Raw genomic sequence first — 25,163 nt, forward strand, 5'->3', positions numbered from 1 at the left:
TTCCGTGAGAGCTGCGACTCGACGCCTCCCCATTCGCGTCGTGAGCGGCCGTCTGGAGTCGACCGAGGGCCGAACATTCCGGGAAGGGAAGTATTCGTTCGGACGGATGGACGTCTGCCAGGCACGCAGGCGAACCGATCTCCGTCGTGGTATCGCGATACTCGGCGTCACGATATCGGCCGTACGCTCGCGCCCCGATACCGTCGTTTCAGTCCCGTGCTTTCCGGGTCCTCCGGAGCGAGTGAGCGACCTCACGCTCCCTCCAGCACCCGCCGGACTAGGTAGTCGAGTTCGTCGGCGGTCCGCTCAAGCGGTTGGCGCTCTACCGGGGCGGCTACCCCGTGTGCCCCCGTCTCGCCGAGGCGCTCGGCCTCTCTCGGGGCGACGATGTGGCGCGGAGCGCGGGCCAAGTTGACTACCTGGCCGGCCTCGCTGCTGCTGGGATCATAGCGGAAGCTCCGCCCATCCGGCAGCTCCAGAACGAAGCCCTCGTCCAGGTGCCGTTCGACCCAGCGGTGAACCTGCTCGGTCGCCTCCTGGCCACCCCGGGGTCCGGACTTCACTTCGAAGACCGCACGGACGTACAGGTTTCCGCGAGCGGTGATGGCGATGATGTTGTCGGTGAACTGGACCGGTTCGCCGAGGGTGCCGTCAGGACGCACCAGCCGGGCGCGGACGCCGGAGATCAGTTCGGCCCCGGGATGGCGCTGACGCACGCTGCTCAGCACGCGCCGCTGGTACGTCAGCGAGAGTATCTCGGCCACGTTGCCCTTGAGGATGTTGAAGTGGGCCTGGCTGACCTCCCTCCCGGCCGGCGGTTCCCCCCGGAGCTGGTCGAGGCGGGCGAACAGAGCCTCCCGGTCGGCGCGGAGGCGGTTCAAGTCGGCCTGGAGTTGCTCGTCGGTGTACCCCTCTGGCCGTCGGATCTCCGCGAACCGGACCGTGCGCTCGGCGGCCCCCCGGGTGACCGGCGTGCCGTCCCGTCGGTACCACCGGCGGGAGTAGACGTCGAAACGGAGGCCCTCCTGGTAGCGCCGAACGAACTCCCCGCGGCTGAAGTCGCCCCCGTAGGGGACCTCGGCGGTCTGGAGCCGCTCGTAGTCGCGGATCGCCTCCGCACGGACCGCCTCGGCGCTCGGTGCCGGTTCGGCCTCCTCGGGACGCCGCGTCGTGGGGTCCGGACGCAGGGGGCGGTCCGGGGCGGAGACGTCACCGCGGAGGTGCAGGTCGATGGTTTCCAGCAGGTCGAGACGGTCGTCGGAGCGCTCGGTGCCGGCCCCTTCCGCGCGCAGCTGATCGATCTCCGTCCGGACTGTTTCCTGAAACAGCCGTCGCGCTTCCGGATCGCTCTGCAGCACCGGATCGAGGTCGCGCATCACCTCGCCGACCGTCTCCGGCGGGGATCCCCGGCGCGGGATCTGCCCAAAGGCACGGAGCCCGGCCTCGACGACGAGCCCCTGGATCAGCTCGCCGAGGTCGCTGAGAACCTCGCGGCCGAAGTAGGCCCAGACGCGCGCCTCCCCGAACGACGACGCCTCGCCCGCGCCCAGAATCCAGACTGCGATCGTGACGATGCTGGCGACGTCCGTTCCCAGGCCGTAGCGCTCGATCAGTTTCCCGACGGCCCGAGAGAGGATCTGGCCGGCGTAGGGGACGACGCGAAGCGCCTGCACGAGGGCCTGTATGCCGAGGCTGACGCCGATGGCTTTCAGGAGGTTCGACGGCGTGAAGTGTTGTAACAGCGACTGGTCCGCTCCGTGCTCGTAGACGGAGATGCGCAGAACGGCGGCTGCCCGCCACTCTGGCGTCTGTCGCTCCTGGAAGAACGCCGAGAGGTACTCCTCCATGTCGCCGAGCAGCCGCTCCGCGGTACGTCGCATGTGTTCCTCGTGGCTCTCCCCCAGCTGTGCCTCCTCCGACGCCGCCCGGAACTGCTGGCGCATTGCCGTCGCCTGCTCTATGCTCTCGGTCGACTCGCCCTCGGGGGCTCCCAGCAGGTACCGGTAGGTGCTCGCCGCCTCTCCGTACTCGATACCCCGTTCGCGGGTCGGGCGGTCGCCGATGCCCGGGGTGTGCGGCGTGGCGAGGGTGGCGTACTGCTGGGCCGCAGCCAGTAGGTAGCGGCTGACCTCAGGGGGCATCGCCTTCTCCTCGTGTCCCGCCACACGTCCCGTGATCGGATCCGTGTAGGTGATCAGGTAGCTCCAGGCCTGCCGCGCCCGGGGATCGGGGAGGAGATGGATCGGCACCCCCACATCGGAGCGGCTCACCAGACCGAGTTCCGCCGCTTCGGGACCTACCGGGCGGCCCTGTGCGCGCTGTGTGGCCAGCGCTCCGAACGCTTCCTGGGTCGACCGTTCGCGCCCGCGCAGGTGTCTCTCGCGTGACGCCCGTTCTCCCCGCTCGGAGCGCCCGCCCCCGGGACGACTGAAGAGCTCCGCGAACTCGTACTCCGGTCGGCCTGCCGTACCGCCGACCTCCTCCTGGCGCGGCGCGAGGGCGCGTTCCGGAATCTCCCCGGCGAACTCCGTCCGCGTGCCGCTCAGAATCGACCCCAGGTACGGTTTCAGCACCTCCATGAGGAACCAGCGACCGATCCCTCCTTCGGCCACGTGGCCGAAGACCGCGTATAGCCCGCGGAACAGCTCGTCGATCTGCTGGTACAGGGGATCGGCCTCCCGCTCGCGCACGCTGAAGAACGCGAACCAGCGCCGGTAGACGTCGTCGAACTTCTCCAGCGAGTATGCCCGCTGGTCCGGGGGCGGAACGACCTTCCCTCGCAGACGCTCTAGCTCGCTGGTCTGGGCGCTGATCCGGCCGAGCAGCTGCCGCTGGAGCCCCAGCGTTGCCTCGTCGGTGGCCATGGGGAACGCCTGCTCGGGCAGAACGCGCACGCCCGGTTCGTACGCCACGGCGATCGCCTCCGGCTGCTCGATCGCCCGCTCTTCCAGCAGTTCCACCGGGTCGCCGAGGGCGGTGCGGGTCGCTTCCTCGGTCTCAGCGCTCCGGCGCAGGGTCTCGATCCGGTCGACCTGCTCCAGTACCAGCTTCTGGAACACGGTGGGTCCGGCCGCCCGGCGTTCCTCGTCGGCCTCGATCTGCTGGCGGAGCGGTTCCAGCTCGTTGCTGATCAGCAGAATCAGGCGGGACACGCGACCGATCTCTCTCCCCAGTGCGGCCCTGTGCTCGGTGGTTTCGGCGGCCTCGAACGCTCCGCGCAGGCGGACGAGTTCCCCGAGCGACCCCTCCAGCTCCAGCTCGAGCAGCGCGTAGGGCATCCGGAGTCGCTCCAGCAGCTGGCGGAAGTTGCTCTGGAGGAACTCGCGGGAAACGAAGAACAGCTCCGGGTAGTAGATGGAGAACGGCTCGATCAGGTAGTTGGTGATGTCGTTCGCGATCGTCCGGACGAAGTGGCCGACGCCGAACGAAACCGCGCCCCCGTACACCTCGCTCAGCTCCGTGGGGAGCCCCATCAGGTCGGAGAGGTAGGTGCCGGCCCCGACGTAGCCCACCTCGCTCTCGGTCAGCGTTCCGGTCACCTGGGGGAGGGAATCCGCGAGGACGGTCACCGATTCCACGACGTTCTGGTCGTCAACGCTCCGGAGACGGGTGCGCAGCCGTCCGGCGAGATCGTCCGCGAAGACTTCCGCACTGCTTCGCTGCTCTATGCTGGCGATCAACGCCGCGCGCACGGTCTCCTGCAGCGCCTGGCGGACCTGCGTCCGGGAGAACACGTCGATCGGCTCCGGATCGCCGTTCCGCGCGACGAAGCGGGTGTGCGATGCCCGCTGTTGCAGCACGTGCGCGAGTTCGTGGGCCAGCAACCGTTGTCCGGCCCGGCTCCCCGGCTGATACTGCCCCTCGCCGAACACGATGTCGTCACCTACCGCGTAGGCCCGGGCCCGGAGCGAACGGGCCAGGTCGGACGCCTCCCGTCCCGTGTGGGCGCGCACGTCACCGAGACCGCACCCGAACCGTGGCTCGAAGAAGGAGCGCGTGGCCGGATCTAGCGGGCGCCCCCCGGAGGGGACGACGTCACCGGACGGGGGAGGGGTTCCTGCGACCGCCGTTGCGTCGCGTCGCACCGGAGCTGTCTCTCCGGTGTCTCCCGAACGGGTGTCACCGCTCGCGGAGGGCCGGGGCTGGCCCACCGACGGCTCCGGCATTCGAACGACCTCCGCTGCCATCCGGTCGGCCTCGCGCTCGTACTCGTCGTGCGGCTCCACTGCCTCGACGTTCTGGTGGCGCTGCTCGTTCGCCAGCCGCTGGACGGCCCGGTTACCGCGCGCCCGCTGGAGGCGAAGCAGAGGGTGAGAGGGAGAGTCGGGCCCCTCGCGCTCTGCCGAGGCTTCGTCCTGCTCTTGTGAGTCACGCCGGTCGCCGTTCCGGCGCGCCGGAGACGCGTCTTCGCTCTTGCTCGCGTCCGAGGACCTGTTCGAGTTCTTCTGGGATCGGGTCATCGTGTGGGATGGTCAACGGGCCAGTCGAGGTCCGTCACCGGATCAGCGTGACGGTCATACGTCGACGGGGGAGGGAATAGGTGTTTTTCAGTCTATCTGTTACGTCCCTCGCCAGGGCGGTTTCGGGGAGTTCGACAGGGAGGGCCGTCCCGCGAACGATCGCCACTGGCGCGTCGCCGTCCCCCGGAAACGTCTGCCATCGTCCGGCCGCGGCGAACCGGACGCCGGCCAAGTTCAATCGGTGACGGCGGGACGCGGGGTTGCCTGCGCCGGGGGAGGTCGATCCCCTGGTTACAGACCTCCAGGAATCCGCTGTGGGACATGCGGCTGTAGAACGGAACAGGGGGGTTCAGCGGCCGGTCTTTCCCCTTCCGTTCCACCCCGACCTCCACCTTGGGCCAGCCGGGTGAGGGGGTTTCCTCGAAGTAGTACTGCAGGATGCGGTCGTTCGGTACGGGCGGTCGTCCGAAGTAGCCCCAGCGGCGATTGAGGGACTCCATCTGCGTGCGATCGCGCTCCCGTTGGGCGTCCGGCAGTCGCTGCCACCGCTGCAGGGTCCTGACGCCTGACTGGAGGGTGGGGGTCGTGGTCAGGGGCTTGCAGCTAGTCCCCAGGCCCTGGGCCTGTTGGACGCGGCTGGTCGCCCCGACCGGAACGCGGGTGAGGTTCCGGATGAGCACCCGCTTGAAGCTGGCAATCACCTGACACTCGTTCAGCACGAGGCGGGAAGGGCCCCACCGGTCGCGCCAGTGGACGAAAGCCCGGTCGTTCCCGAAGATGCGATCGATATCCGCCGGGCCGTAGAACTTGGCGTTGCGCTGCCAATCCGGCGGTGATTGTGCCCCCAGCCGGTTCTCGGAGCCGTGGACGGAGAGGACCAGCGTCCAGCGCTTCGAGGTACGAAACGTCTGAATCTTCCGTTTCAACGCCTCCAGATCGGGAACGTAGGTCCCTCCGTCCGCGTTCAACCCGCGGTCACGCACCACGTAATAGCCGATCCGCGCCGTACTGTTCGCCCGGGTGGCCGGTTTCTTCGACACCTCGTCTTCCTTTCGCTGAACGATCTTCTCGCCGGAGCGCTGCTGCAGGGTGTGGGCGAGTTCGTATGCGATGAGTCGGCTCCCGGTGGTCGTGTTCAGTTCGTATGCACCCCGGGGGAAGTAGACGTCCGATCCGTGGGTGAAAGCCCGGGCGTTCAGCAGCGAGGCGGCGGTGTTCGCGTGACCGTCGGTGTATATCCGGACCCCGGAGAAGTCCACGCCGAACCGGGATTCGAAGAAAGAACGCGCGTCCCGATCCAGCGAACGACCTCGCGACGGGACGACGCCGCTCCGCGACGACGTCGATCGGTCCACCGTGCGGGCGTCGATGTCGTGCTGGACGGGAGAGGGATCGCTGTTGCGCCATCCGGACCCGGACGTGGAGCGATCGCCGACAGGGGTACGGGTGCGCTCCACGTCGGGGGCTGAAGTCCGCACTATCCGCTCGGCGATTTCGTCGGCACGGCGCTCGGACGTCTCGTCTCCCGTCTGCACGCCCAATCGGATTCGCTCGTCCACCAGCCGCTGAACCGCCCGATTACCGTGAACCCGCTGTATCTCCAGTAGTGGGTGATCCTTCTCACTGCCGTCGTGTCCATCTCGTACTCGCTCGCTTCGATCCGGCTCGTGAGCCTTCTCCGTTCCGGCGGAGCGTTTCCCGGTACCCGGGCTCGTTCGTCTCCCCGCCGTGTTCGGATCTGTTTCGTCATTTGATCGGGAGTCTCCGGTCGACCGTCGCTTAATCTACTACCTCGTGTTCTCTCAGGATGGCCGAATCGAGTCGAACCCAGGCGCCGCTCTTGTTCACGAACTCGGAGACGGCGGTGACCTTGATGATCTCCACCACGTTTCCCTTCCTCCTCACCGTTCGAATGTCGCCCTCGAAGAACGCCGCCACCCGGACCTCGGTCCCCTTGGACGGCACGTATCTGATGTAGACGGTCCCCGCTATCGAACCGGAGCCTCCCTTCGGCATGGTAAAGCGGAACTGTACGTCGTTCTTGGGGACCTTGCTCCAGTCGAACTTCTTGACCAGGTTGGCGAGACGCTCCCGTCGCTCCCGGGCGGCCTCTTCCGATTCTCGTTTGGACTTCTGAGTCGGTGGCTTCGTTCCGGGGGCTTTTCTCGCGCTCTTTTTTCCGGGTTTCTCCTTGGACGTCGGTTTCTCCCTGGATGGCTTTCGTTCGGGGGCTCGGGCTCCCTCGTCCGTCTCTGCGGCCGCTTTCCCGCCCGATTCCAGCGCAGCGAGCACTTTCCTCCGGAGATCCTCCTTGCTAACCGAGCCGGGACGCCAGTTCAGGTTCTTGAGCGAACGGATCTGTTCGCCACTGAGTCCCGCGGTGGCGTAGAGAACCTTCTCGATCCACGCTGCCCGGGCGATCGCGAACTTTTCGTCGCCGGGTAAGCTAGCGAGGTGATCGAGCAGTTCCTGCTGGGCCGGAGACGCCTCCGTAGCGGACGACGCGATCCGTGCGGCCTCTTCGAGTTTGTCCTTGACGGCTTTCGTCGCCGCCGGGTCACCTGCAGCTTTGGCCGCTCCACCCCCCGCAGTTCCCACTTCTCCGACAGTCGTTCCCTCCGCCCCTTTTTGCCTGCCAGCCCCCGCCACGCCAGCTCCCGTGACGTCGCTTTCCTCGGTCACACCCGCCCCCGCAGCACCAGCCCCGGTCGCCGAACTCTTTCGTGCCAGCCCTGCGCTCGCGACGAGGGCTGCTGCAGTCTCGTTGCTGATGCCGCCGCCTGCCGAAACTGTCCCCACGGCCATCCCGTCGGAGTCGTACACGACCCCGGCCGAGACGGTCCCGATCGCCTCGCCGTGTGAAAATATCGCAACGCCGAACGACACGTTACCGGCTCCACCGCCCGTACTGAACAGCCCGAGCGAGAGCCCGTAGCTACCGCCCCTGGCGCTTGGCTTCCTGGGCTTTTTGGGTTTCTTGGGTTTCTTGGGCTTTTTCTTGCTCTTTCTCTTCTTCTTCTTTTTCTTCTCGGGCGACTCGGGGAGACCCACGCAGTTGTAGAAGATCAATCCGGGAGTGGTCGTCACCGTGTGGAGAATCTGCTTCGGGTTGAAGAGGAACGGTCGCGGCGTTGTGGGTTTCCACGACGTGAGGGGACGGTGGCTGGTGATCCTGAATCCGAGTTTCCTGCCCAGTCTGTCGATCAGTTTCTGTCCCACCTCGATGTAGCTCTCGTGTTGAGCCCGTGTCTCCCTTCGCTTGGCGCCCGCGACGTGGGATCGGGGCTTTATCTCCGCGTACTCCATCTCGTAGACGGAGGCCTCCGGGGCGATCTTGTGGAACAGGAGGATGTCCGGCCCGATCCCCGTCCCGCCCTTCTTACGGGTTCGCTTGCGCCCGGCACCGGGGAGCCGGAACGGGTTGGGGATGCAGATGGTGTCCGCGTCCGTCTGAGCCTTACATTCGGCCAGTAACTGGAGCTCCACGGCCCGTCCCGCCCCGGAGGGGGTTCCGGCGGCCTTTCCGACACCCTTGATCGCTACGCAACCGGACGCGCCCCGACCTCGCCTCCTCCTCCGCTTCCTCCGTTGTCTACTGAGGACCGCCGACGACCCTGTTGATACGGACGGGGGTTCTCCCGTCGCTACCGTCGTGGCCACGTCGTCCACTTCGCGCTCCAGTGGGGACGTCGCCGATTCGACGGGAAGGGGGCCGGAGGACCGGGCGACACTCGACTGCTGGATCACGTGTACGAGTTCGTGCACTATCGTCCCTCGTCCCGGGGCGGTCCGTGGTGAATACTGGCCGGCCCCGAATACGATGTGGTTGCCGACGGTGTAGGCGTCGGCGTTCACGGCCGCTGCAGAATCGGCCGCGCGTGCATCCGAATGGATTCGAACGTCTTCGAAATCGTGACCGAACCGACGCTCCATCTCGTCGCGTATCTCCGGCTCGAGGGGGCGGCCTGCCGTCGAAAGGACCTCGTGGACGCTCTGAGGGGCGACTTCGGGGTCCCCGGAACTGTCGGCCGATCGCTGGAGTTCCTCCTCGCAGCTCTGACAGTCGAGAGGTTTCCCCTCGACGTACCGTTCCCGGCAACGCGCACACATCCGCTGAACGTACTTTCGAGAGGCTGTCTCGGCCGGAGAGACACGCCCGTCGTTCGGTCCCGACGTAGCCGTGACGGTTCGGGCGATTCGGTCGGCCTCCCGTTCGTAGCTGCTGTTTCGGTTCCCGACGGGTAGTTCGGGCTGGCTCCCCTCTCTGACGAGTCTCTGGACCGCCTGATTGCCACGCGTCCGCTGCAGGTCGAGAACCAGCGAGCGACCGGTTCCGCCCCCGGATTCGGACGCCCGAGGTGCTTCAGCTTCGCTCGTCACCGTACGACCTGCACCACGGTCGGAACGCCGTCGTGAATCCTCCGTCATCGCTGGTGTTGCCCTCCGGATTCGCTGGCGTTCCCGGTTCTGTCTCATGATATCACTCGATCGTGCCCCGATACTCCCCGAACGTCTCGGGCCGAACCAGCTTCCCGTTCTTCTGGAACTCCCGCCGCGTCGCCCGGACGACGTGCTCCATCTCCACGCGGTCGAGGAACTCGAGAGTCGGGTCGCCGTTCCACCTGTCTCTTGTGGGCTGTAACAAGCGGTCGACCTTCTCGTCTGGAATGTACACACTCGCCAGGTCTTTCACAGGTCCTCCACCCTCCGAGCGCCACCGCTGGACGCGAAGCCAGAGGAGACAGTGGATCCGACGAAATTCGCCGAAGAGGTGTTCGTTGCTGTGGCTGTTCAGTTGGCCGGGTTTCGACAGTACCGACTCGTAGAAAGTACGACCCGTCTCGGAACCGAATCGCCGTTCGTCCAGTCCCCTCGTCAACTCCTCGTACTCGACTTGAACTCTTGAGTCGTCCCCCTGCAGGTTCCTCCTCTTGAGTTTAGCTCCCTCGAGTAGTTCCTGTAGATCTACTTTCTCAAGTTCTGCTTCTGCGAGTTTTTCTTTCAGCTCCTGGTTCTTCTGCTTCAGCCCTTCTATCAGGTTCTTGTACAGCCAGCGTGTCATCGATCGATCACCCTATATGTACGTTTAGCTCCGTGGTGGGCCCCCGCTCTGTACGTCTATCTCGTTGATTTCCTCGTAGGCGAATTCGAGGGTTTCGATCGCGACCGCCCCTTGATCGGCCTGGAACTCTGGGCCCGCCCACCGAACTGGATAGGAATAGGTGAACTCCCAGCCTCTCGATCGGTCACCGACTGCGTTTACAAGGTACACCCCGACTGTCTTCCGAGAGTCCCGATCCCAGACCGTCCCTTCTCGAAGCTCTCCGATCCACTTCCAGAGGAAGCGCGAATCGGTCACGCCGCGCTGGAGTTCAACATTTGTTTGCGTGAACCGCGTCGGGAGCTTGTGGGTGTAGCGGTTGTTTCCTCCCTCCTCGTATTCTTCGGGCTCCATCCGCTGTTCGAGGCCAGTTACCGACGAGAATCCACCCACGGTGAGCGAATCGAACTCGACATGGAACCTGAATCCCAGGTAAGGATTCCCGCTGGCGGCCGACATCAGCTACGCTCCTCGTTCATTCGCTCGTTGATCGCGCTAATCTCCTCACACCAGCGCCGTCGCTCCCAGTGAGGCATGTTAAGAACAGTGTCGTGATCCCAGTTGAAATGGTACGCGACGAAGGCAACCTCCTCGTACAGCCGGTCGAGTGGATAGCCCCCATCAGATCTCACTGGTTTCCCACCTCCACTCCCATCTTCTCCGCTTCGTCCGACGTGGGCGAGGAGAGACTTGCACCTGTTCCGACTTCTACCTCGAACGCTTCCCCGCACTCTGGACAGGCAGTATCCACCGCGTCGATACCGCGTTCGTTCACCCGTTCGTAGAGATCCTGAAGGTACGCTAGGTCTGAGACGAAGAGATTCTCGATGACAGGTGGGGTTACATCGTCGAGCGTTCCCAGTTTTGTCACGACTCGAGAAAGCAAGATGACTGTAAGGTATGCGGAGTTCGATTGAACGCGTGGATCCTTGAGTGGGAGAATTTCGTCCGCAGCTGTCGCTAACCGCATCGTACCTTTCTGGTGGCAGGTACCATCGTCTGCTACATACCCCTGAGGGAGTTCGAACTCAAACTCGGTCTGGAGTACGTCTCCGCTCATGCAACTCGCTCCATACCTTCATGCACGATTTCGACTGATTCGATCGCAACTTCGTTCGCCGTTGCATTGAGGTCTGGCGCGTCGTAGTTAATCGGCCACGCATTTCTGAACTCCCACCGGGGGCCAGCTACACCTTCCTCGTCCTGAACGACGACAGCAATGTTCCGCCGTGCTTCATCGACGTTACCTTGTTCAACTTGTTTCCGCCACTCGAAAAACTCCATCGAGCTTTCTGTTGTCCCCCACTGCAAGGTGAGGTTTTCATATGAATTGAGACTCCATAGTTTCCTGACTGTGGGGTCTTCGTTACCTTCACGGTACTCCGTTGCCTCGGTCGTGTTGCTTGGGATGGTGCACTCGCTAAACCCAGCTTGGACGATACCGTCGATCTCAAGTAGGTACCGGGAGTTCCGGTACGGTCCATGTCTATCTGGCATATGTGATTCACTCCGTTAGGCGCCCTCCGCGCCACCAGTCCACTGTGTGATTCTGAAGATGACGAACTCCGCCGGTTTCACCGGCGCAACGCCGACTTCGATGATGAGTCGACCCTTATCAATGTCGTCCTGTGTCATCGTCGTACGGTCGCATTTGACGTAGAACGCCTCTTCGGGGGTGGTTCCCTGGAGCGCGCCGTCTCGCCAGACACCGGTCAAGAAGTCGCCAACTGATTGGCGTATTCGCGCCCAGAGCGGTTCGTCATTCGGCTCGAACACCGCCCACTGGGTTCCCTCGTCGAGAGACTCTTCCAGGAAAAGGAAGAGCCGTCGGACGTTCACATAACGCCAGATCGTCCTCGATGAGGTCGTTCGAGCCCCCCAGACGCGGATTCCGCGTCCGCGGAACGTCCGGATACAATTGATTCCTTTTGGATTGAGTCCGTCCTGGTCTTCCTTCCGGATGTCATGTTCGAGCCCCTGTACGCCTCGCAATTGCTCGTTCGCGGGTGCTTTATGCACCCCCCGCTCATTGTCCGTGCGTGCATACAGACCAGCAACGTGGCCTCCCGGTGGAACAAGCGTCTCGACGTTCGTCACCGGATCGAGCACCTTGAGCCAGGGGTAGTAGAGTGCGCCAAGACCCCTATCAGATGACGCGTCTGAGGGAAGTCCATCTTCGTTAAGTTGATCCGGCATGGTTCCTTGCTCGGTTTGAAAAATGGCGAATCGATCTTCGGTCTCCTGGCAGTGCTCAAGTAGCGTACCTGTCGATCCTTGGAATTTCGCTTCATCTGGTATGCATACGACCGCAATCTCGTCGACTTCGGTGAAGCCCAGTAACCCGGTTCGTTGCAGCTTGGTCTCCCCTGCGGGCGTTACGTCGGTCTCCTCTCTTCCAACGAAGTCGTCATTGCCAAGTTCACCGCCATTGGCTCCACCTTCCAGCACTGTTTCACCGGCGGGAAGGGCAGCAGTTGCCCCTTCACTAACTTCGATCAGGTACGACGCGTTGTTTATACTATCTGCGTAGTAGTTATTCGACCCCTCGGATGATCGGAGATCATCGTATCTTTCCTCGACTGTTGGCTCTTCTTCTGGATCTTCTGGGATTCCGTCCTTCCAATATTCCACTACGACATTGAACCCGTCTTCGAGGGTATCTGACTCACTGACCGTTATCTGAACATTATTCCCCCACTCTCCAGGACCGTTTGCATTGATCGTGACATCACCGACTGTGGCGGTTGCAGGCTCAGCGTCTTGTGCCGTCGTCCGTGCGACGAAACACCGTGACCCACCATTTGTGAAGAACCCGTGGACGGCATAGAGGAGGTAAGATGTTTGTGGCTCATCTACTCCTTCGAATACAGCTGCCGTCGTCCCACCGAATGTACGCTGAAAGTCGGGGAAGCTGGTAATGAGCTCTGGCTCGATCGAACCTCGTTCTGTCGGTCCGACGAACCCCGCCGTACTCGTACCAACTCCCTCGATGGGCATGGCTCCAGTCTCTATCTCTTCTATGTATACTCCTGGCGAAAGATACTCTGGCATGCTTGTCTCACCGCGTCGTTGGATGACGCGTTATCACTGATTATTCTACATGATTTTATATATAAGTATCTGATTTTCCGAGTGACATGTCCCGTTTCTAAATTGAATCTGATGCAAGTATCCATGTTTCCTCACCACACGCTCGGTAGTGTAGGTTCAAATCTTCGTCGTACCTGAGTTCATAGCACATAATCCGCCCCTCGTGGGCTTCTAATCGAACCGAGGCTGTTCCAAAGAAGTCATGCTGTATTCGGATCCTGGGACTCATCCCCTCTACTAGCACTATCGTATTCCCGTTCTCGTTTTCACTGACGTCACTCTCAGTGATATCCTTGAAATAGAGGACGAATTCTCCGTCACTGGTTGTTTCGGTGGTTCGGCCAAGCTCATGGATACCGAGGGTCGCTCCCTCCACATCTTCTTCCAGACCTTGTTCTTCCTCGGAATCTAGTTCTCTAAAAAGACGACCGCGCAGGAGCGTCGCACCTGATGGGAATTGATAAGCGGGCGAGGGACGCAGTTTGATCGTTTCGACCGTCGGCTCATCAGGCTCGGGCGAGGCGATTGTCCTCTCCGTATCAAGGTATCGCCAGCCACCGGTAACTTCGATGGTGATAGTCTCATCCGGGAATCTTATATCAAGAAAAAGAAAGTACCCGCTTAGATTTATTATGGGATCCACCTCGGTTCCGCGGAGGAAAACTTGTGGTGCATCTCCGGTATATTGCTCCCCTCTATTTGTTCTGCGGTACTTCTGCTTTTCCAATGTTGACGATTGCACTTGTACTGGAAGTGGCTCTCCAGTGTACTCATCAATAATTCTCACGGCTAACGACAGCTTCGTCCGGTGTGTCACATTCGGTATGCGGGGTCGTTCGCTACTCATGGGTATTTGCCCTCACGTGTCTCCAAGGTCGTCATAATACCGCTCTTCTTTTTCAATCACCCTCGGCGCGTCATCAACTTTGGTCGATTCGATAAGGATTGGACTGACGAGATATGAGAGCGAGGGTTGGAACGGCTGATCCGGAAACGTGCTCCAGAGGTTCATCATCCCATCTAGCGATTGTTGATCGGTGGAGGTAATCGTGATCCGAACCTCCTGTTCAGGATCACCAGCAAGGTCACCACTGAGCTCGGATCCACGGAGAACCGTATTATCGTGCAGTACTTGCATTGCACGCCCGAGCACAGCATGTTGTTCGCTTGTCCGCTCGGTTTCATTCGTGCCACCAGTCGTGGGATGAGCTGTCAGTAGATAGTATAGATCCAGTGCAAGTGGAGGATTTCTTGATTGAGCTACATTGACGTTCGTTGGGTCAACACTCAGTTTGCGAGCGTTTTTCAGATCTGCAGTTTCCGTAATTCGGTACAGGTAGAGCGTCAGTCGCAAATCGTTGCCATCGCCACTCGTTGCAGGCGATGCAAGGGCAATTTCCTCACCACTCAGATTGCCCATTTGGCTCTGTAGCAATTCTACCAGAGTCAAACCCACGTCTGCGATTGCTGAATCTGTCCTCATAGCTCACTTTGCCCTCGATAGAAACCCAAATCAGGTCTTGGTCGAACCTGATGTGGCCTGTGATTTCCCTCGGTCTGGGGTAGACGACTCTTCGAACTCTGCCACTCAACCATTCCTATTCCTCCTTCGATAATTGATGCGATTCACGAAAACTCTTTCTGCTGAATACTTTCTACCGAATGCGCCATGCTGATTTCGTTGAAGAAGTTATTCCACGAGCGAGGGAACACGGCGGACATGAGTTGATACAGTTGTCTCTACTTCTATCGTCAGATCGGCACCAATGGCACAATATTCGAGATTCTTCGAGATTGTATTTCAATCGAACTGCCGGAGGTTCTTCGGAATTTTCTAATTACTTTCCGTCCTCGGAGTGAATCTAACCGAATATTTACGAGTACAGCTGATTCTGAGCTCCCTATTCTTTGATAGTATTTTCTCATGATGACAATCTTGAATCTGCACCATGATTAGGTAATGATTATTATTATAGGAGATACTATACCGAACCTGTTCATTACATCCCTATATCTGTAATGAAGATGAGAGTGCCTAACCCTCGCAGGTCTATCACCATATAATAGAAGCTTGGAGGCCGATAGAATCAACGGTACGGTTAATTCTAGTTCTCTAACTATTTCTACGGGCTGTGTAGAAAACGGCTCTGTCTCACACGCGACAGTGAAGGGCTGCTGGTGAAAACCCATCAACCAGCGACAAATACAGGAACGGTAATATCGCTTACCAGCTCCACGTCGCACAGTGGGCTACGATACTCGACAATATCTCTGACGGTTGGCTTACACTTGACGTCGATCTCGGTGACGTCGAAGAGGAATCCGAGGTATTTGGCATCCCGATGGACGAACGGGCCGGTCGTAGAATCGAGGATTTGAAACTCTCGTTCAAATACCTGTTTTCAATTAGTGATACAGAAGTCCCTGAGATCCCACCAAAATTCAACCCATGCTTATTTTAGCTCCGTCTAAATGCCATAAAACGAATTGGCGTCGTTATAGCGAGCACAATCGGTAGGTGGAAGCCATTGTCCCCACTTAGCGCGTCAATTGGTTTTCTAACTGTCAGTCGAGTTGTTTCGTATGGGAATTACAAAGATATACCTGTAATGGGCCGTGGAGAGTTACCAACAGACCTACCTTGTTCGTTACAATACCATTTCTGTAACGCCAAGGTGCTACTAAGATTCAGACCAATAGATGAATGTTCGGCGACTGCGAACAAGGTAGGATCCAGTTAGGAGAACTTTGCGTTGATTTCAATGACGTTCGCCGAGCGCTTCACCTTGTTAGGGAGTTCCTCCTCAAACCGCTCACCAACCATTCGACTCGACGGCCCGGAGAGACTTACTGCTCCGAGCACACCGCCGTCGATGCCCTTTACCGGTGCAGCTACGCAACGAAGTCCCTCTATCTTCTCCTCATTGTCGGTTGCATACCCTTGCTCTCGAATCCTCTCAAGCTCGGCGAATAGTTCTTCGCGGTCAGTGAGGGTCGCGTCCGTGTACCCCGAGAGGCCATGGCGGTCGATAATCTCTTCAACGCGAGATCGAGGCATGTAAGCAAGCATCGACTTGCCGAGAGAGATGCAGTGGAGGTATTCGCGTTTACCAACAGTTGATGCCGTCTGAACTGCCTTATCACCATGGGCCTTGTAGAGGTATACTGCGCGCCCGTGTTCTTCGGTCGCGAATTGAGCGAGTTCATCGGTTTCAGCCGCGAGATCGTCAAGCTCCTCCCGAACCACGTCATAAATACCGAGGCGCTTCTGAACGAACTGCCCGAGATCGATATATCGAAGACTCAACCGATACGTTCCGTCGTCTTTCACGACAAACTCGTTTTTGAGCAACGTAGTGAGGTGGCTGTGAACCGTCCCTTTCGACCGATGGAGGTCATTCGCGATGTCAGTTACTGTTCCACCTTCGTTTTCCCGGAGGTACTCAAGAACATCGAGGGTCGTCTGAACCGCCTTGACCGTTCGGCCGGTTTCGCGCGACATGACAGAGTATGCCTTCCCTTAGCACATAATTGTTTGCAATCGCCGAACGAGGGAGATTCGACTACTCTCAACAATCACTTCGACTGAGTGCCAACGGTTGTCATTGATGGTAACGATCGAGTTTCCTCAGCTCTAGTCAAAATGTATATAGTTTGGCGTTCGCGTTCGCCGAACAACTGGGGTTAACGTCGAACTTTCGTTCGAGCGTAACACCTTTGTCCACCTAGACAGAGGTACTACGTGTATGGCAAGTAAGCAGGAGCAGTCAGCAGAAGCTGTCTTCCTCCCCGACGCAATCAGGAACTATGTCGGCGGCGAGTGGGTCGAGTCGAGGGGAGACGAATCGCACTCTGTGGTGAACCCGGCTACAGACGATGAATTGGGCCAGGTGCCGTTCTCGACTGCCGAGGACGTTGATTTGGCCGTACAGTCCGCAACCGAAGCGTTCGATGATTGGCGTCGAACGCCGCCGGTTGACCGTGTCCAGTATCTTTTCGACTTGAAAGACGAGCTGGAGGACAGGCAAGAAGATATTGCGCAAGCACTTACTCGTGAGCACGGTAAAACGCTCGCTGAGGCACGAGGCGAAATCAGACGCGGTATCGAGAATGTCGAGGTGGCGGCGGGCATCCCGAATATGCTCCGTGAGCAGTCCGGTCTCGTGGAAGACGTTGCACGGGATGTGGATGAGTACGCTGTCCGACAGCCGCTAGGGGTGTTCGGCGCCATCACACCGTTCAATTTCCCGGCGATGATTCCACTATGGTTCCTCCCGTACGCTGTTGCTACTGGTAACACCTTCGTCCTCAAACCGAGTGAGAAAGTTCCACTTAGTTCGCAAATCATCTACGAGGCTATCGATGCTGTCGACTTCCCAGACGGCGTTGTCAACCTCGTCAACGGCTCGGCCGAGACAGTCAACGCACTCCTCGAACATCCAGATGTCGAGGGTGTCTCATTCGTCGGAAGTTCCCACGTCGCTAAGTACGTCTACGAGACTGCTTCCCAGCACGGCAAGCGCGTCCAAGCCCAAGGCGGGGCGAAGAACTATGCCGTCGTCACCGAAAGCGCAGAGCTGGACAGAGCCGTCCCCAATGTGGTTGGTTCAGTGTACGGTAACGCCGGACAACGGTGTCTTGCAAATGACGTGGTCATTGGTGTCGATGATGTCTACGACGACTTGAAGTCGGATTTGATCGCGGCTACTGAGGATCTCACGGTTGGCACGGGCCTCGACGAGGAAACGGATGTTGGGCCAATCATTACGCCGGATTCCCGCGAGCGCATCCTCGATATTATCGACGAGGCGGTTGACGATGGTGCCGAGCTGGTCGTTGACGGTCGAGACTACGAGCACCCGGATCTCGACGGTCACTTTGTTGGCCCCACGCTCCTTGAAGGGGTGACGATCGATATGGCCATCGCACAAAATGAGATATTCGGCCCGGTTCTCTGCCTCGCAAAAGCCACCGACCTTGACGAGGCCATCGAGATGGTCAACTCGACGCAGTATGGCAACGCCTCCTCCATTTACACGGAGCGAGGATCCGAGGCCCGTAAGTATCGCTACGAGGTAGATGCAGGCAATATTGGCGTCAACGTCGGTGTCTGTGCACCAATGGGCTTTTTCCACTTCGGCGGTCGAAAGGAGTCATTCTTCGGCGACCTCCACGCGCAGGGCGAGGATGCTGTGAACTTCTACACCGACAAGACGATTCAAATAGAACGCTGGTACAGCTGAACTCTACCCAACTCTTATTCGGAGTCGCCGAACGCCGGGTTCCACTGGTCACTCGGCTGAAATCGGTCGAAGCGTAACCGTACTCATTCGTTTCCTACGGGCTGGTCGACAGACTCAGTACGCGCCTTGTCGTACGACACCATTGCGTCACGCGTTGCGGCCGCGAGCGATGCAGTGTCCTTGCCAACAATGAGGTAGTCGAACCCTTGATCAACACGCATTTCTACGTCATCGGGGTTGACGACGAGTGTCCCAGCGGGTGTGTCAGTCGTCTCCCCGGCCGAAATCACCCGGTCAATTGCTGAGGAAAGCCGCTCGGATTCCCACTCTGCGAATACGCCAAGTGACCCTGAGAGATCAGCGGGACCGACGAAGAGGGCGTCAACGCCGTCAACTGACGCGATGTCCTCGACGTTCTCAAGGCCTCTCTTCGTCTCTATCTGGACGATGGTCAGGATGGAGTCATTTGCATTCTTGACGTACTCTTCGAAGTTCAATCCATAGCTCGCGGCCCGGCCGCCGGCGATACCGCGACTTCCCTGCGGCGGGTATTGCGTCGCATCGATTAAAGTACGCGCTTCTTCAGCTGTTTCTATCATCGGAACCATGACGCCCTGAACGCCGAGGTCAAGGACACGCTTTAACCGTACTGGGTCATTCCATGGGACTCTCACAACAGTCTCAGTATTCCCGTCGGACGCGTCGACCGCACGTACCATGTTCTCGACCGTCTCCAAGTGCATCGATGTATGTTCTGTGTCGATGAGAACGAACTCGAGGTCGAGAGATGCACATACTTCGGCCACGGCAGGGTGGCCGATCGAGAGCCAAGTTCCGGTCGGGTCGGTTCGTTCTTCGAGCGAGCGTTTCAAGTTGTTATTCATATTTGATACAGTGGAAGTGCTAGGTGGAAGGTTGACTCTGTCGCCCTGTTGGGTGTGGTCGAACACCGTCCACCTATGTCTCTTGTCGCAGTTACTCCTGCAGACATTGTGTGAACGTTCGTGGTGATGAGGTACCGGTATAAAAATTTGGGGGGTCGCCGCTCTCGGAGACGAATGTCACTGCGTCGGCCACATCCGCGTTGCACCCACGAAGCACCGGAAACTATAACAATCACGGCGAAGGTTGGTTCTCTTGATGCGATTCGCTATCGTGGGATGTGGCACCATCGCCCAGGTGATGCACATCCCATACGTGGTAGAACTCCCCGAGGCAGAACTCTATGCGCTGAGTGACCCTGCTAAGGATCGAGTCGAGGTGCTCGCCGACCGGTATAATGTCGAACACAGGTTCTCGTCCGTCGAAGAACTCCTTGACGGCGTAGGTAGAGAGCTCGATGCCGTCATTGTGTTGACGCCGCCACATACCCATGCGGACGTCGTTGAGCAGACGCTCGGGGCGGGAATAAACACACTCGTTGAAAAACCGCTCGCTGTCTCCCCGGAAGACGCAGATCGGATGGTAGAAGCTGCTAAGGCGTCGGACGCAACGTCGATGGTCGCGTACATGAAGCGGTACGACCCCTCCTATGAACGGGCACAGGAGGAACTTATGGGAATGGACGACATCGATCTTGTGACGGCGTACGACGTAGATCCCGACCATGGACGCATACTTGAGGAAGTGTACGATATCGTCGGCGGGACGCTTCCAGAAACGTTCATTGAGGAAAGTGCGGCCGAGCGTCACGCGGATGCTCTCGCCGCAATCGACACAGACGAGGACGCCCTCGCCGACGACTATGACTGGCACCTTGAACACGTCTGCCATGACGTGAACGCCCTTCGAGGTCTGTTCGGTGATGTCGAGCGAATCGAACATGTCGACGTGTTCGCGGACGGCCGCTACGCTACCGCTCACCTCGTCTACGAGGGCGAGGTTCGTTGTGTCCTCGACTCTGGACTTTCGGAACGAAAATGGTTCGAACAGTTTATTCGCGTCGACGCGCCTGACCGCATGGTGAACATTGAATTCACGAACCCGTTTATTAAGAATACCCCCACGAAGTTGACAGTCAAACAGGGAACCGACGAAATGGACGAGCGGACGCATGTGCCTTCGTACGACGAGTCGTTCAAGCGTGAGGTGAAACACTTCGTCCGTTGCGTACAAGGGGAAGCCGAAGTTCGCACACCGTTCGCGGAAGCACGAGACGACGTCCACCTCGTCGCCGACCTGTTCCGAACCTACCAGGACGCTCCCACATTGAAAACCTACTGACCCTGAAACTCAAGACCATACAACAAGAGAGACCACATATGTACGAAGACTTCGCATCCAACCTCGCAGTAACGATGTGGGCGGACTTCGATGAGACGCCCGCCCGCGACGGTACAACTCCGGAAATTACGGACATCGATACCCTCGTAATCGACGGCAACTTCCCATGGACTATCGTCACTATTGAGGCCGCTGACGGTACCATTGGCGTCGGCGAGGCATACCCATCGCCGGGCGTCCATGAAATCATCACTGATTACCTACGCCCCGTCCTCGTCGGTGAGACGCCGACGGATGTCGAGCGACTGTACTACCTGATGCGCGAGAGCCTCTCTGGCCGTGGGTCACAATGGGGTGTCGGCACTATCGCAATCAGTGGCGTCGAAATCGCGCTCTGGGATCTCGCCGGAAAGCTACTCGACCAACCGATATGGCAGTTATTGGGGGGGAAGATGCGTGATTCGGTACAAGTATATGCTGACTGTCATGCCGGTGAAGCAATGGTTTCTTCTGCCGAGGAAGGACAAGAAGAGTCGACATACGAACCCGAGGCATACGCACAGGCGGCTCGCATGGCCGTTGATGATGGCTTTGATGCGGTAAAATTCGACCTTGATGTCCCATCGGGACGGGATCTGAATCGCAAGTCACGCCACTTCGACCAACCCGAAATCGAGCACAAGCGACGAATCGTCGAGGCGGTCACCGACGAAGTGGGTGATGACGCGGAAGTTGCAGTAGATTTGCACTGGAACTTTAGCCCCGAGACGGCCGAGCGACTCTGTCGTGCCATTGCACCATACGATCTGGCGTGGGTCGAGGATCCGCTCCCACCGGAGAACACAGACGCGATGGCCGAACTCAAGCGGAGGGTTGACGTGACGCTGCTGACCGGCGAGAACCGCTACGGTCGCCATGGATTCCGTGATCTCGTCGAGGAACAGGCCGTCGACTTCCTCGCACCCGACATTCCCAAGGTCGGCGGCATCGCCGAGACGAAAAAGATTGCCGACATGGCCGAGACATATTATCAGGCACTCGTCCCCCACAACATCGGCAGTCCGGTCGCAACCGTCGCCACGGCCCATCTCGGCGCGACGGTGCCGAACTTCGTCGCCCTAGAGTACCACGCACGCGAGGTACCGTGGTGGGAGGATCTCGTGAAGGGAGACGACTTGATCGTCGACGGTCGCATTGAGGTACCCGACGGCCCCGGCCTTGGCATTGAACTCGACTGGGACGCGGTCGAAGAACACGAGAAGACCGACTGACGCTATTTCCCGTTTCTATAGGTGGAGCAGGCTGAATGCCTCGGGGTCAAACCCTGCATGCCGTCGAAACAGTCGGAGCGCTTGCCCCCAATGGCGTCGGAGCACTACAGGGAATTCCAAGTTCACAGTCGTTCTTGGTGGACGGAGGAAGATTCCACCGCGACATGGTCATGCACAACAAGGCGCTGGTCGGTAACGTAAATTCGTGGGCGATTGAGGCTGCAGCGGAGACGCTTGAGTCACTTCCGGAGTGGGTGTTCGAGGATCTCATTACGGACGTCTACAGTCCGAACGACGTAGAGGGCGCGCTCGCAGATGACGCTGACCAGGTCAAGACGGTGGTCGAATTCGACCACTGAGTGCACTGATTTCAGTTTGTCGTCGCACCGGTAACGTCAAAAAAGCCAGTTTGACAAGGGTTGGCTGAGGCGAATGGTCACGCTTTGCCTGTAACGTCACGCCAGAAGTCGATATTCTCCTTTGCATGCACCAGTGGCTTCTCGGTTCTGTTTTCAATCTCGATGGTGTAATGGCCGTCATACCCTATGGCTTCAAGCGCGTCGTACACCCCTTCAAAGTCAAGAATGCCCCGACCGAGATCGGTAAATGAGCGGAAGTAGTTGATGACGTCGTCGAGGTGGAAAGTTCCGCTGGAGAGCGCCTCCCGGTGTTCGGTGAACGCCGTGGGCGGGGCCACATCCTTGAGGTGGACGTAAGCGATATCGTCGGCAAATCGTTCGACGCCGTCGGTCACGTCACCATCAGGGTAGTATTCGCCGTATGGATAGTGATGGGCAGTGTCCCATACTAGTTGAACATTCTCTGGGGTGCGATCTAACCAAGTCTCAATTTCGTTCGGTTGCTCGACGTGAGTTGCCCCATGGTGGTGGATGAGCGGTGTTACACCAGCGTCTGCAGAGGCATCCGCGATGGTCGTGAACCATTCTTCGACTGTTTCGTCATCTTGCCGTCCGCGTTGGGGCGGCAACATACCAAGATACTCAGCACCAAGGTTCGCCACCATCTGTGCGTCGGCAGCGACTCGTTCGATGGCGTCCTCGGTTTCCAGCCATTCGCTCATCACGAGGTACAGGTCAAGATTGTACTCATCAAGCCACGTCGCAAGCCGATCCTCGCCAACATATCTGACCTTTTCAAGACCGATTTCGATACCGTCGTACTGGCAGGCAGCGATGTCGCTGACACCGGTTTCGAGCGATTCTGCGTCGTACATGATTGTCGTGTAACCGACTCCCATGGTACGAGTGAGCGTCACCCGGGATAAAATACGTTCTGGAATGACCTACGATTCAGGCTGATTGGAGAAATTCGTCCTCATGAGTTCGACCCAATGATTTATTATTCCGTAGAGATAGCATTCGACCATGCCAATAGGTGGCAAGACCAATCACTCGGAGCAGCGTACCGACTCAGTTGGGAGCAGCGGCAGCGAAAGTCGCTCTCGGAGACGCTTCCTCGCAGGCGCCGCGAGTGGAGCTGCCACCCTCACCCTCGCCGGCTGTACCGGCTTTGGTGGTGGTGGTGGCAGCAAACCGAAGAACGTCAAACCCGCGAAGAGTATCAAGGTCGCCGCCGTGTCAGGTGAAGGTGACCTGTTCCAGCGTCTCGTGAAAGACCACGTGGAGGAGGATACCGGTGTCACGGTGAACATATCCAAGTTCCCGTACGCGAACCTCTTCGAGAAGATCAATAGCGTTCTTGGCACGAAAGGCAAAGCATACGACATCCTCTTCATGGACGATCCGTGGTTCCCGCAGTTCGCTGGTCATTGCGAACCACTTGAACAGTGGATGCCCCAGTCCCTTCCGAAGGATCAAATCATCCAAACTTGCATCGACATCGGAACGTGGCCCGCACCTAAAGGGCCAAAGGTTCCGTCCGCTCAGGGAATGGATCAGGCGATACGCGGGCAGGTCGTTGTCGGGAACACGCAACTGTTCGTCTACAACAAGAAGTATTACGAACAGGTTGGTGCGAAGACGCCACCCGAGACATGGGACGACGTCCTCGCTGCAGGGAAGAAAATCTCACAACAGGTTGACGGCGCTGACGGGTACATCATCCGCGGCAAGCGCGGAAATCCCATCAACTCGAACTTCTTCAGCCTCGGCATGTCGAAAGCGGGTGATATGTTCGACAAGAATTGGAAGTACAAGTGGGACGAGCAGAAGGGCGTTGATGCATTGAACTATTACGTTAACGACCTGAAGTCCATCAGTCCGGACGGTGTCACCGCGTTCGACTCCGATCAGGTTCTGAACAGCGTTGGCGACGGCTCCGCCGCCCAATCACCGGCGTGGCCGGCGGCTTCGTCACTCCTACTAGACCCAAAGAAGGCGAAGGCAGCGAAGGATTTGGAGTTCACAATGATACCCAAGGGTACCCGCCGCGCACCACAGCAGGGTAACTGGATCACTGGCATCAACAAGTATGTAAGTGACGAGAAAAAGAAAGCAGCGGGCAAGGTCATCAATTCATTCATCTCGAAGAAGGCACAGGACAAGTACGTTAAACTGGGCGGTGTCCCGTTCCGTCACGATACCTTCAAGGACAATATGGACGCCCAGCCGTGGTTTGACGCGCTGTACAAGAGCCTTCAAGAGGCGGTGTGGCGCCCACGCACACCGTTGTGGACCGAGATTGAAATTACGCAGGGGAAACATCTCAACAGTGCGCTGACCGGGAGCACCATGCCGAAAAAGGCGCTCACCAATACCAACAACGAGGTCGAGAAAATACTTGAAGAATCTGGCTACTACGAGGGATGAACCGACTTACAATTATCAAATCCAAATTCAAAACCCACAATGGGAACTGAGACTACCGAAGAAATATCGCACGGGGAACGCCCCGACTACGTCACTGGCACCGAAGAAACCACGGAGCGCGTTTTGCTCTGGGTCGACGACCATCTTAAGTGGCTGTTGACACTCCCAGCTGTTATCATCCTGTTCGCGCTCACGTTTTACCCACTGCTGCGTGCTGTCGAGATGTCGATGTACACCTACCTCCCGACGGGGTTGGGACGGAACTACGTCGGAATCGGGAACTTCACCGACCTATTGAGCAATCAGGCGTTCCATCACTCTCTGTGGGTGACGGCGAAGTTTGTCACCACCGCTGTCATCGCTGAATTCCTTTTGGGATTTGGCATCGCGCTCCTGCTCAACAAGAAGATAAAACTTCGAGGGCTCTGGCAGACGATCATCCTGATTCCAATGATTCTTTCGCCGACAGTAATCGGACTCATCTGGCGCTTGCTGTACGCGCCAAACGGACTGCTCGACTTCTTAGCGCAACCGATAATCGGGCACAATGTTGGCTGGATTTCAGAGCCTAACATCGCGCTCTACTCCGTCATCATCGCCGACGTCTGGCAGTGGACGCCGCTCGTCGTGCTTGTGATGTTCGCTGGTCTGCAGTCTATCCCCAACCATGTCAAGGAGGCGGCGGTCATGGACGGCGCGTCGCGCCGGCAGCGCTTCGTGGACATCACACTTCCATATCTGAAGTCGCTCATCGTACTGGTACTTATCATTCGGTTGGTGGACGCTCTGCGCGTCTTCGCAAAGGTGTACATCCTCACGCGCGGCGGCCCCGCTGACTCGACCAACGTCATCAGCATGGAATTGTACCGCGTCGCGTTTCGGTTCAGCAATTACGGTGAGGCGTCGGCGATGGCGCTGACGCTCCTTGTGTTCGTGCTGATACTAGCAATGACGTTCGTCAAAGTAGCGAAGGTGGAGTTCTGAAC

20 protein-coding genes and 1 pseudogene are annotated in these 25,163 nt (G+C 58.9%); 6 read left to right on the forward strand and 15 right to left on the reverse strand.

Annotated elements, in window-relative coordinates; genetic code table 11:
- Positions 1 to 251: 251 nt before the first annotated feature.
- The 13 genes and pseudogenes from ACR3FE_RS23940 to ACR3FE_RS24000 form a co-directional block, all read right to left on the reverse strand.
- Positions 252 to 4,460, reverse strand: coding sequence for an eCIS core domain-containing protein (locus ACR3FE_RS23940; protein WP_458210361.1), 4,209 nt, complete (start codon positions 4,458 to 4,460; stop codon positions 252 to 254).
- A 92-nt stretch (positions 4,461 to 4,552) separates the two neighbouring features.
- A complete protein-coding gene (locus ACR3FE_RS23945; protein ID WP_458210362.1) occupies positions 4,553 to 5,815 on the reverse strand; it encodes an eCIS core domain-containing protein in 1,263 nt (420 codons plus the stop codon).
- 122 nt (positions 5,816 to 5,937) lie between these two features.
- On the reverse strand, positions 5,938 to 6,210 hold the full coding sequence (locus tag ACR3FE_RS23950; protein WP_458210363.1) for a hypothetical protein: 273 nt from the start codon (positions 6,208 to 6,210) through the stop codon (positions 5,938 to 5,940).
- A gap of 29 nt (positions 6,211 to 6,239) precedes the next feature.
- Positions 6,240 to 8,936: an eCIS core domain-containing protein gene (locus ACR3FE_RS23955; protein ID WP_458210364.1), complete on the reverse strand. Its 2,697-nt coding sequence runs from the start codon at positions 8,934 to 8,936 to the stop codon at positions 6,240 to 6,242.
- 4 nt (positions 8,937 to 8,940) lie between these two features.
- Positions 8,941 to 9,522, reverse strand: a complete 582-nt coding sequence (locus ACR3FE_RS23960) for a hypothetical protein (RefSeq protein WP_458210365.1) — start codon at positions 9,520 to 9,522, stop codon at positions 8,941 to 8,943.
- Positions 9,523 to 9,546: 24 nt separating this feature from the next.
- Positions 9,547 to 10,020, reverse strand: a complete 474-nt coding sequence (locus ACR3FE_RS23965) for a phage tail protein (RefSeq protein WP_458210366.1) — start codon at positions 10,018 to 10,020, stop codon at positions 9,547 to 9,549.
- 11 nt (positions 10,021 to 10,031) lie between these two features.
- Positions 10,032 to 10,193, reverse strand: a pseudogene (locus ACR3FE_RS23970) (DUF6760 family protein); the annotation flags it as partial.
- Positions 10,190 to 10,621, reverse strand: coding sequence for a hypothetical protein (locus tag ACR3FE_RS23975; RefSeq protein WP_458210367.1), 432 nt, complete (start codon positions 10,619 to 10,621; stop codon positions 10,190 to 10,192). The gene ACR3FE_RS23975 and the pseudogene ACR3FE_RS23970, both read right to left, overlap by 4 nt.
- Positions 10,618 to 11,058 carry a phage tail protein gene (locus ACR3FE_RS23980; protein ID WP_458210368.1) on the reverse strand — a complete coding sequence of 147 codons (441 nt, stop codon included), beginning with the start codon at positions 11,056 to 11,058 and terminating at the stop codon, positions 10,618 to 10,620. Before ACR3FE_RS23980 ends, ACR3FE_RS23975 begins: the two co-directional genes overlap by 4 nt.
- Positions 11,059 to 11,073: 15 nt before the next feature.
- Complete coding sequence (locus tag ACR3FE_RS23985) at positions 11,074 to 12,612, reverse strand: phage tail sheath subtilisin-like domain-containing protein (RefSeq protein ID WP_458210369.1); 1,539 nt, start codon at positions 12,610 to 12,612, stop codon at positions 11,074 to 11,076.
- A 97-nt stretch (positions 12,613 to 12,709) separates the two neighbouring features.
- Positions 12,710 to 13,498 (reverse strand): hypothetical protein, encoded by a 789-nt coding sequence (locus ACR3FE_RS23990; RefSeq protein ID WP_458210370.1) that lies wholly within the window; start codon positions 13,496 to 13,498, stop codon positions 12,710 to 12,712.
- A gap of 12 nt (positions 13,499 to 13,510) precedes the next feature.
- Positions 13,511 to 14,134 carry a Pvc16 family protein gene (locus ACR3FE_RS23995; RefSeq protein WP_458210371.1) on the reverse strand — a complete coding sequence of 208 codons (624 nt, stop codon included), beginning with the start codon at positions 14,132 to 14,134 and terminating at the stop codon, positions 13,511 to 13,513.
- A 1,254-nt stretch (positions 14,135 to 15,388) separates the two neighbouring features.
- On the reverse strand, positions 15,389 to 16,153 hold the full coding sequence (locus tag ACR3FE_RS24000; RefSeq protein WP_458210372.1) for an IclR family transcriptional regulator: 765 nt from the start codon (positions 16,151 to 16,153) through the stop codon (positions 15,389 to 15,391).
- A 244-nt stretch (positions 16,154 to 16,397) separates the two neighbouring features.
- Between ACR3FE_RS24000 and ACR3FE_RS24005 the strand changes: the two genes are divergently transcribed.
- On the forward strand, positions 16,398 to 17,894 hold the full coding sequence (locus ACR3FE_RS24005; RefSeq protein ID WP_458210373.1) for a CoA-acylating methylmalonate-semialdehyde dehydrogenase: 1,497 nt from the start codon (positions 16,398 to 16,400) through the stop codon (positions 17,892 to 17,894).
- 83 nt (positions 17,895 to 17,977) lie between these two features.
- On the opposite strand, the gene ACR3FE_RS24010 is transcribed toward ACR3FE_RS24005, so the two are convergent.
- On the reverse strand, positions 17,978 to 18,778 hold the full coding sequence (locus tag ACR3FE_RS24010; RefSeq protein ID WP_458210433.1) for an HpcH/HpaI aldolase family protein: 801 nt from the start codon (positions 18,776 to 18,778) through the stop codon (positions 17,978 to 17,980).
- Between the two features lie 256 nt (positions 18,779 to 19,034).
- Between ACR3FE_RS24010 and ACR3FE_RS24015 the strand changes: the two genes are divergently transcribed.
- From ACR3FE_RS24015 to ACR3FE_RS24025, 3 genes are read left to right on the forward strand one after another with little or no spacing between them, the layout of a single operon-like run.
- On the forward strand, positions 19,035 to 20,117 hold the full coding sequence (locus tag ACR3FE_RS24015; RefSeq protein ID WP_458210374.1) for a Gfo/Idh/MocA family protein: 1,083 nt from the start codon (positions 19,035 to 19,037) through the stop codon (positions 20,115 to 20,117).
- Positions 20,118 to 20,155: 38 nt separating this feature from the next.
- Positions 20,156 to 21,388 carry a mandelate racemase/muconate lactonizing enzyme family protein gene (locus ACR3FE_RS24020; protein WP_458210375.1) on the forward strand — a complete coding sequence of 411 codons (1,233 nt, stop codon included), beginning with the start codon at positions 20,156 to 20,158 and terminating at the stop codon, positions 21,386 to 21,388.
- A gap of 35 nt (positions 21,389 to 21,423) precedes the next feature.
- On the forward strand, positions 21,424 to 21,747 hold the full coding sequence (locus ACR3FE_RS24025; RefSeq protein WP_458210376.1) for an MDR/zinc-dependent alcohol dehydrogenase-like family protein: 324 nt from the start codon (positions 21,424 to 21,426) through the stop codon (positions 21,745 to 21,747).
- Positions 21,748 to 21,824: 77 nt separating this feature from the next.
- Here ACR3FE_RS24025 and ACR3FE_RS24030 read toward each other — a convergent pair whose 3' ends face one another.
- Positions 21,825 to 22,646 (reverse strand): sugar phosphate isomerase/epimerase family protein, encoded by an 822-nt coding sequence (locus ACR3FE_RS24030; RefSeq protein ID WP_458210377.1) that lies wholly within the window; start codon positions 22,644 to 22,646, stop codon positions 21,825 to 21,827.
- A gap of 127 nt (positions 22,647 to 22,773) precedes the next feature.
- Here ACR3FE_RS24030 and ACR3FE_RS24035 point away from each other — a divergent pair, with 127 nt between their 5' ends.
- Together ACR3FE_RS24035 and ACR3FE_RS24040 are read left to right on the forward strand one after the other, a co-directional pair.
- Complete coding sequence (locus ACR3FE_RS24035) at positions 22,774 to 24,177, forward strand: extracellular solute-binding protein (RefSeq protein WP_458210378.1); 1,404 nt, start codon at positions 22,774 to 22,776, stop codon at positions 24,175 to 24,177.
- A 39-nt stretch (positions 24,178 to 24,216) separates the two neighbouring features.
- Complete coding sequence (locus ACR3FE_RS24040) at positions 24,217 to 25,161, forward strand: carbohydrate ABC transporter permease (protein ID WP_458210379.1); 945 nt, start codon at positions 24,217 to 24,219, stop codon at positions 25,159 to 25,161.
- Positions 25,162 to 25,163: the final 2 nt, after the last annotated feature.

The organism is Haladaptatus rarus (genome assembly GCF_054177585.1).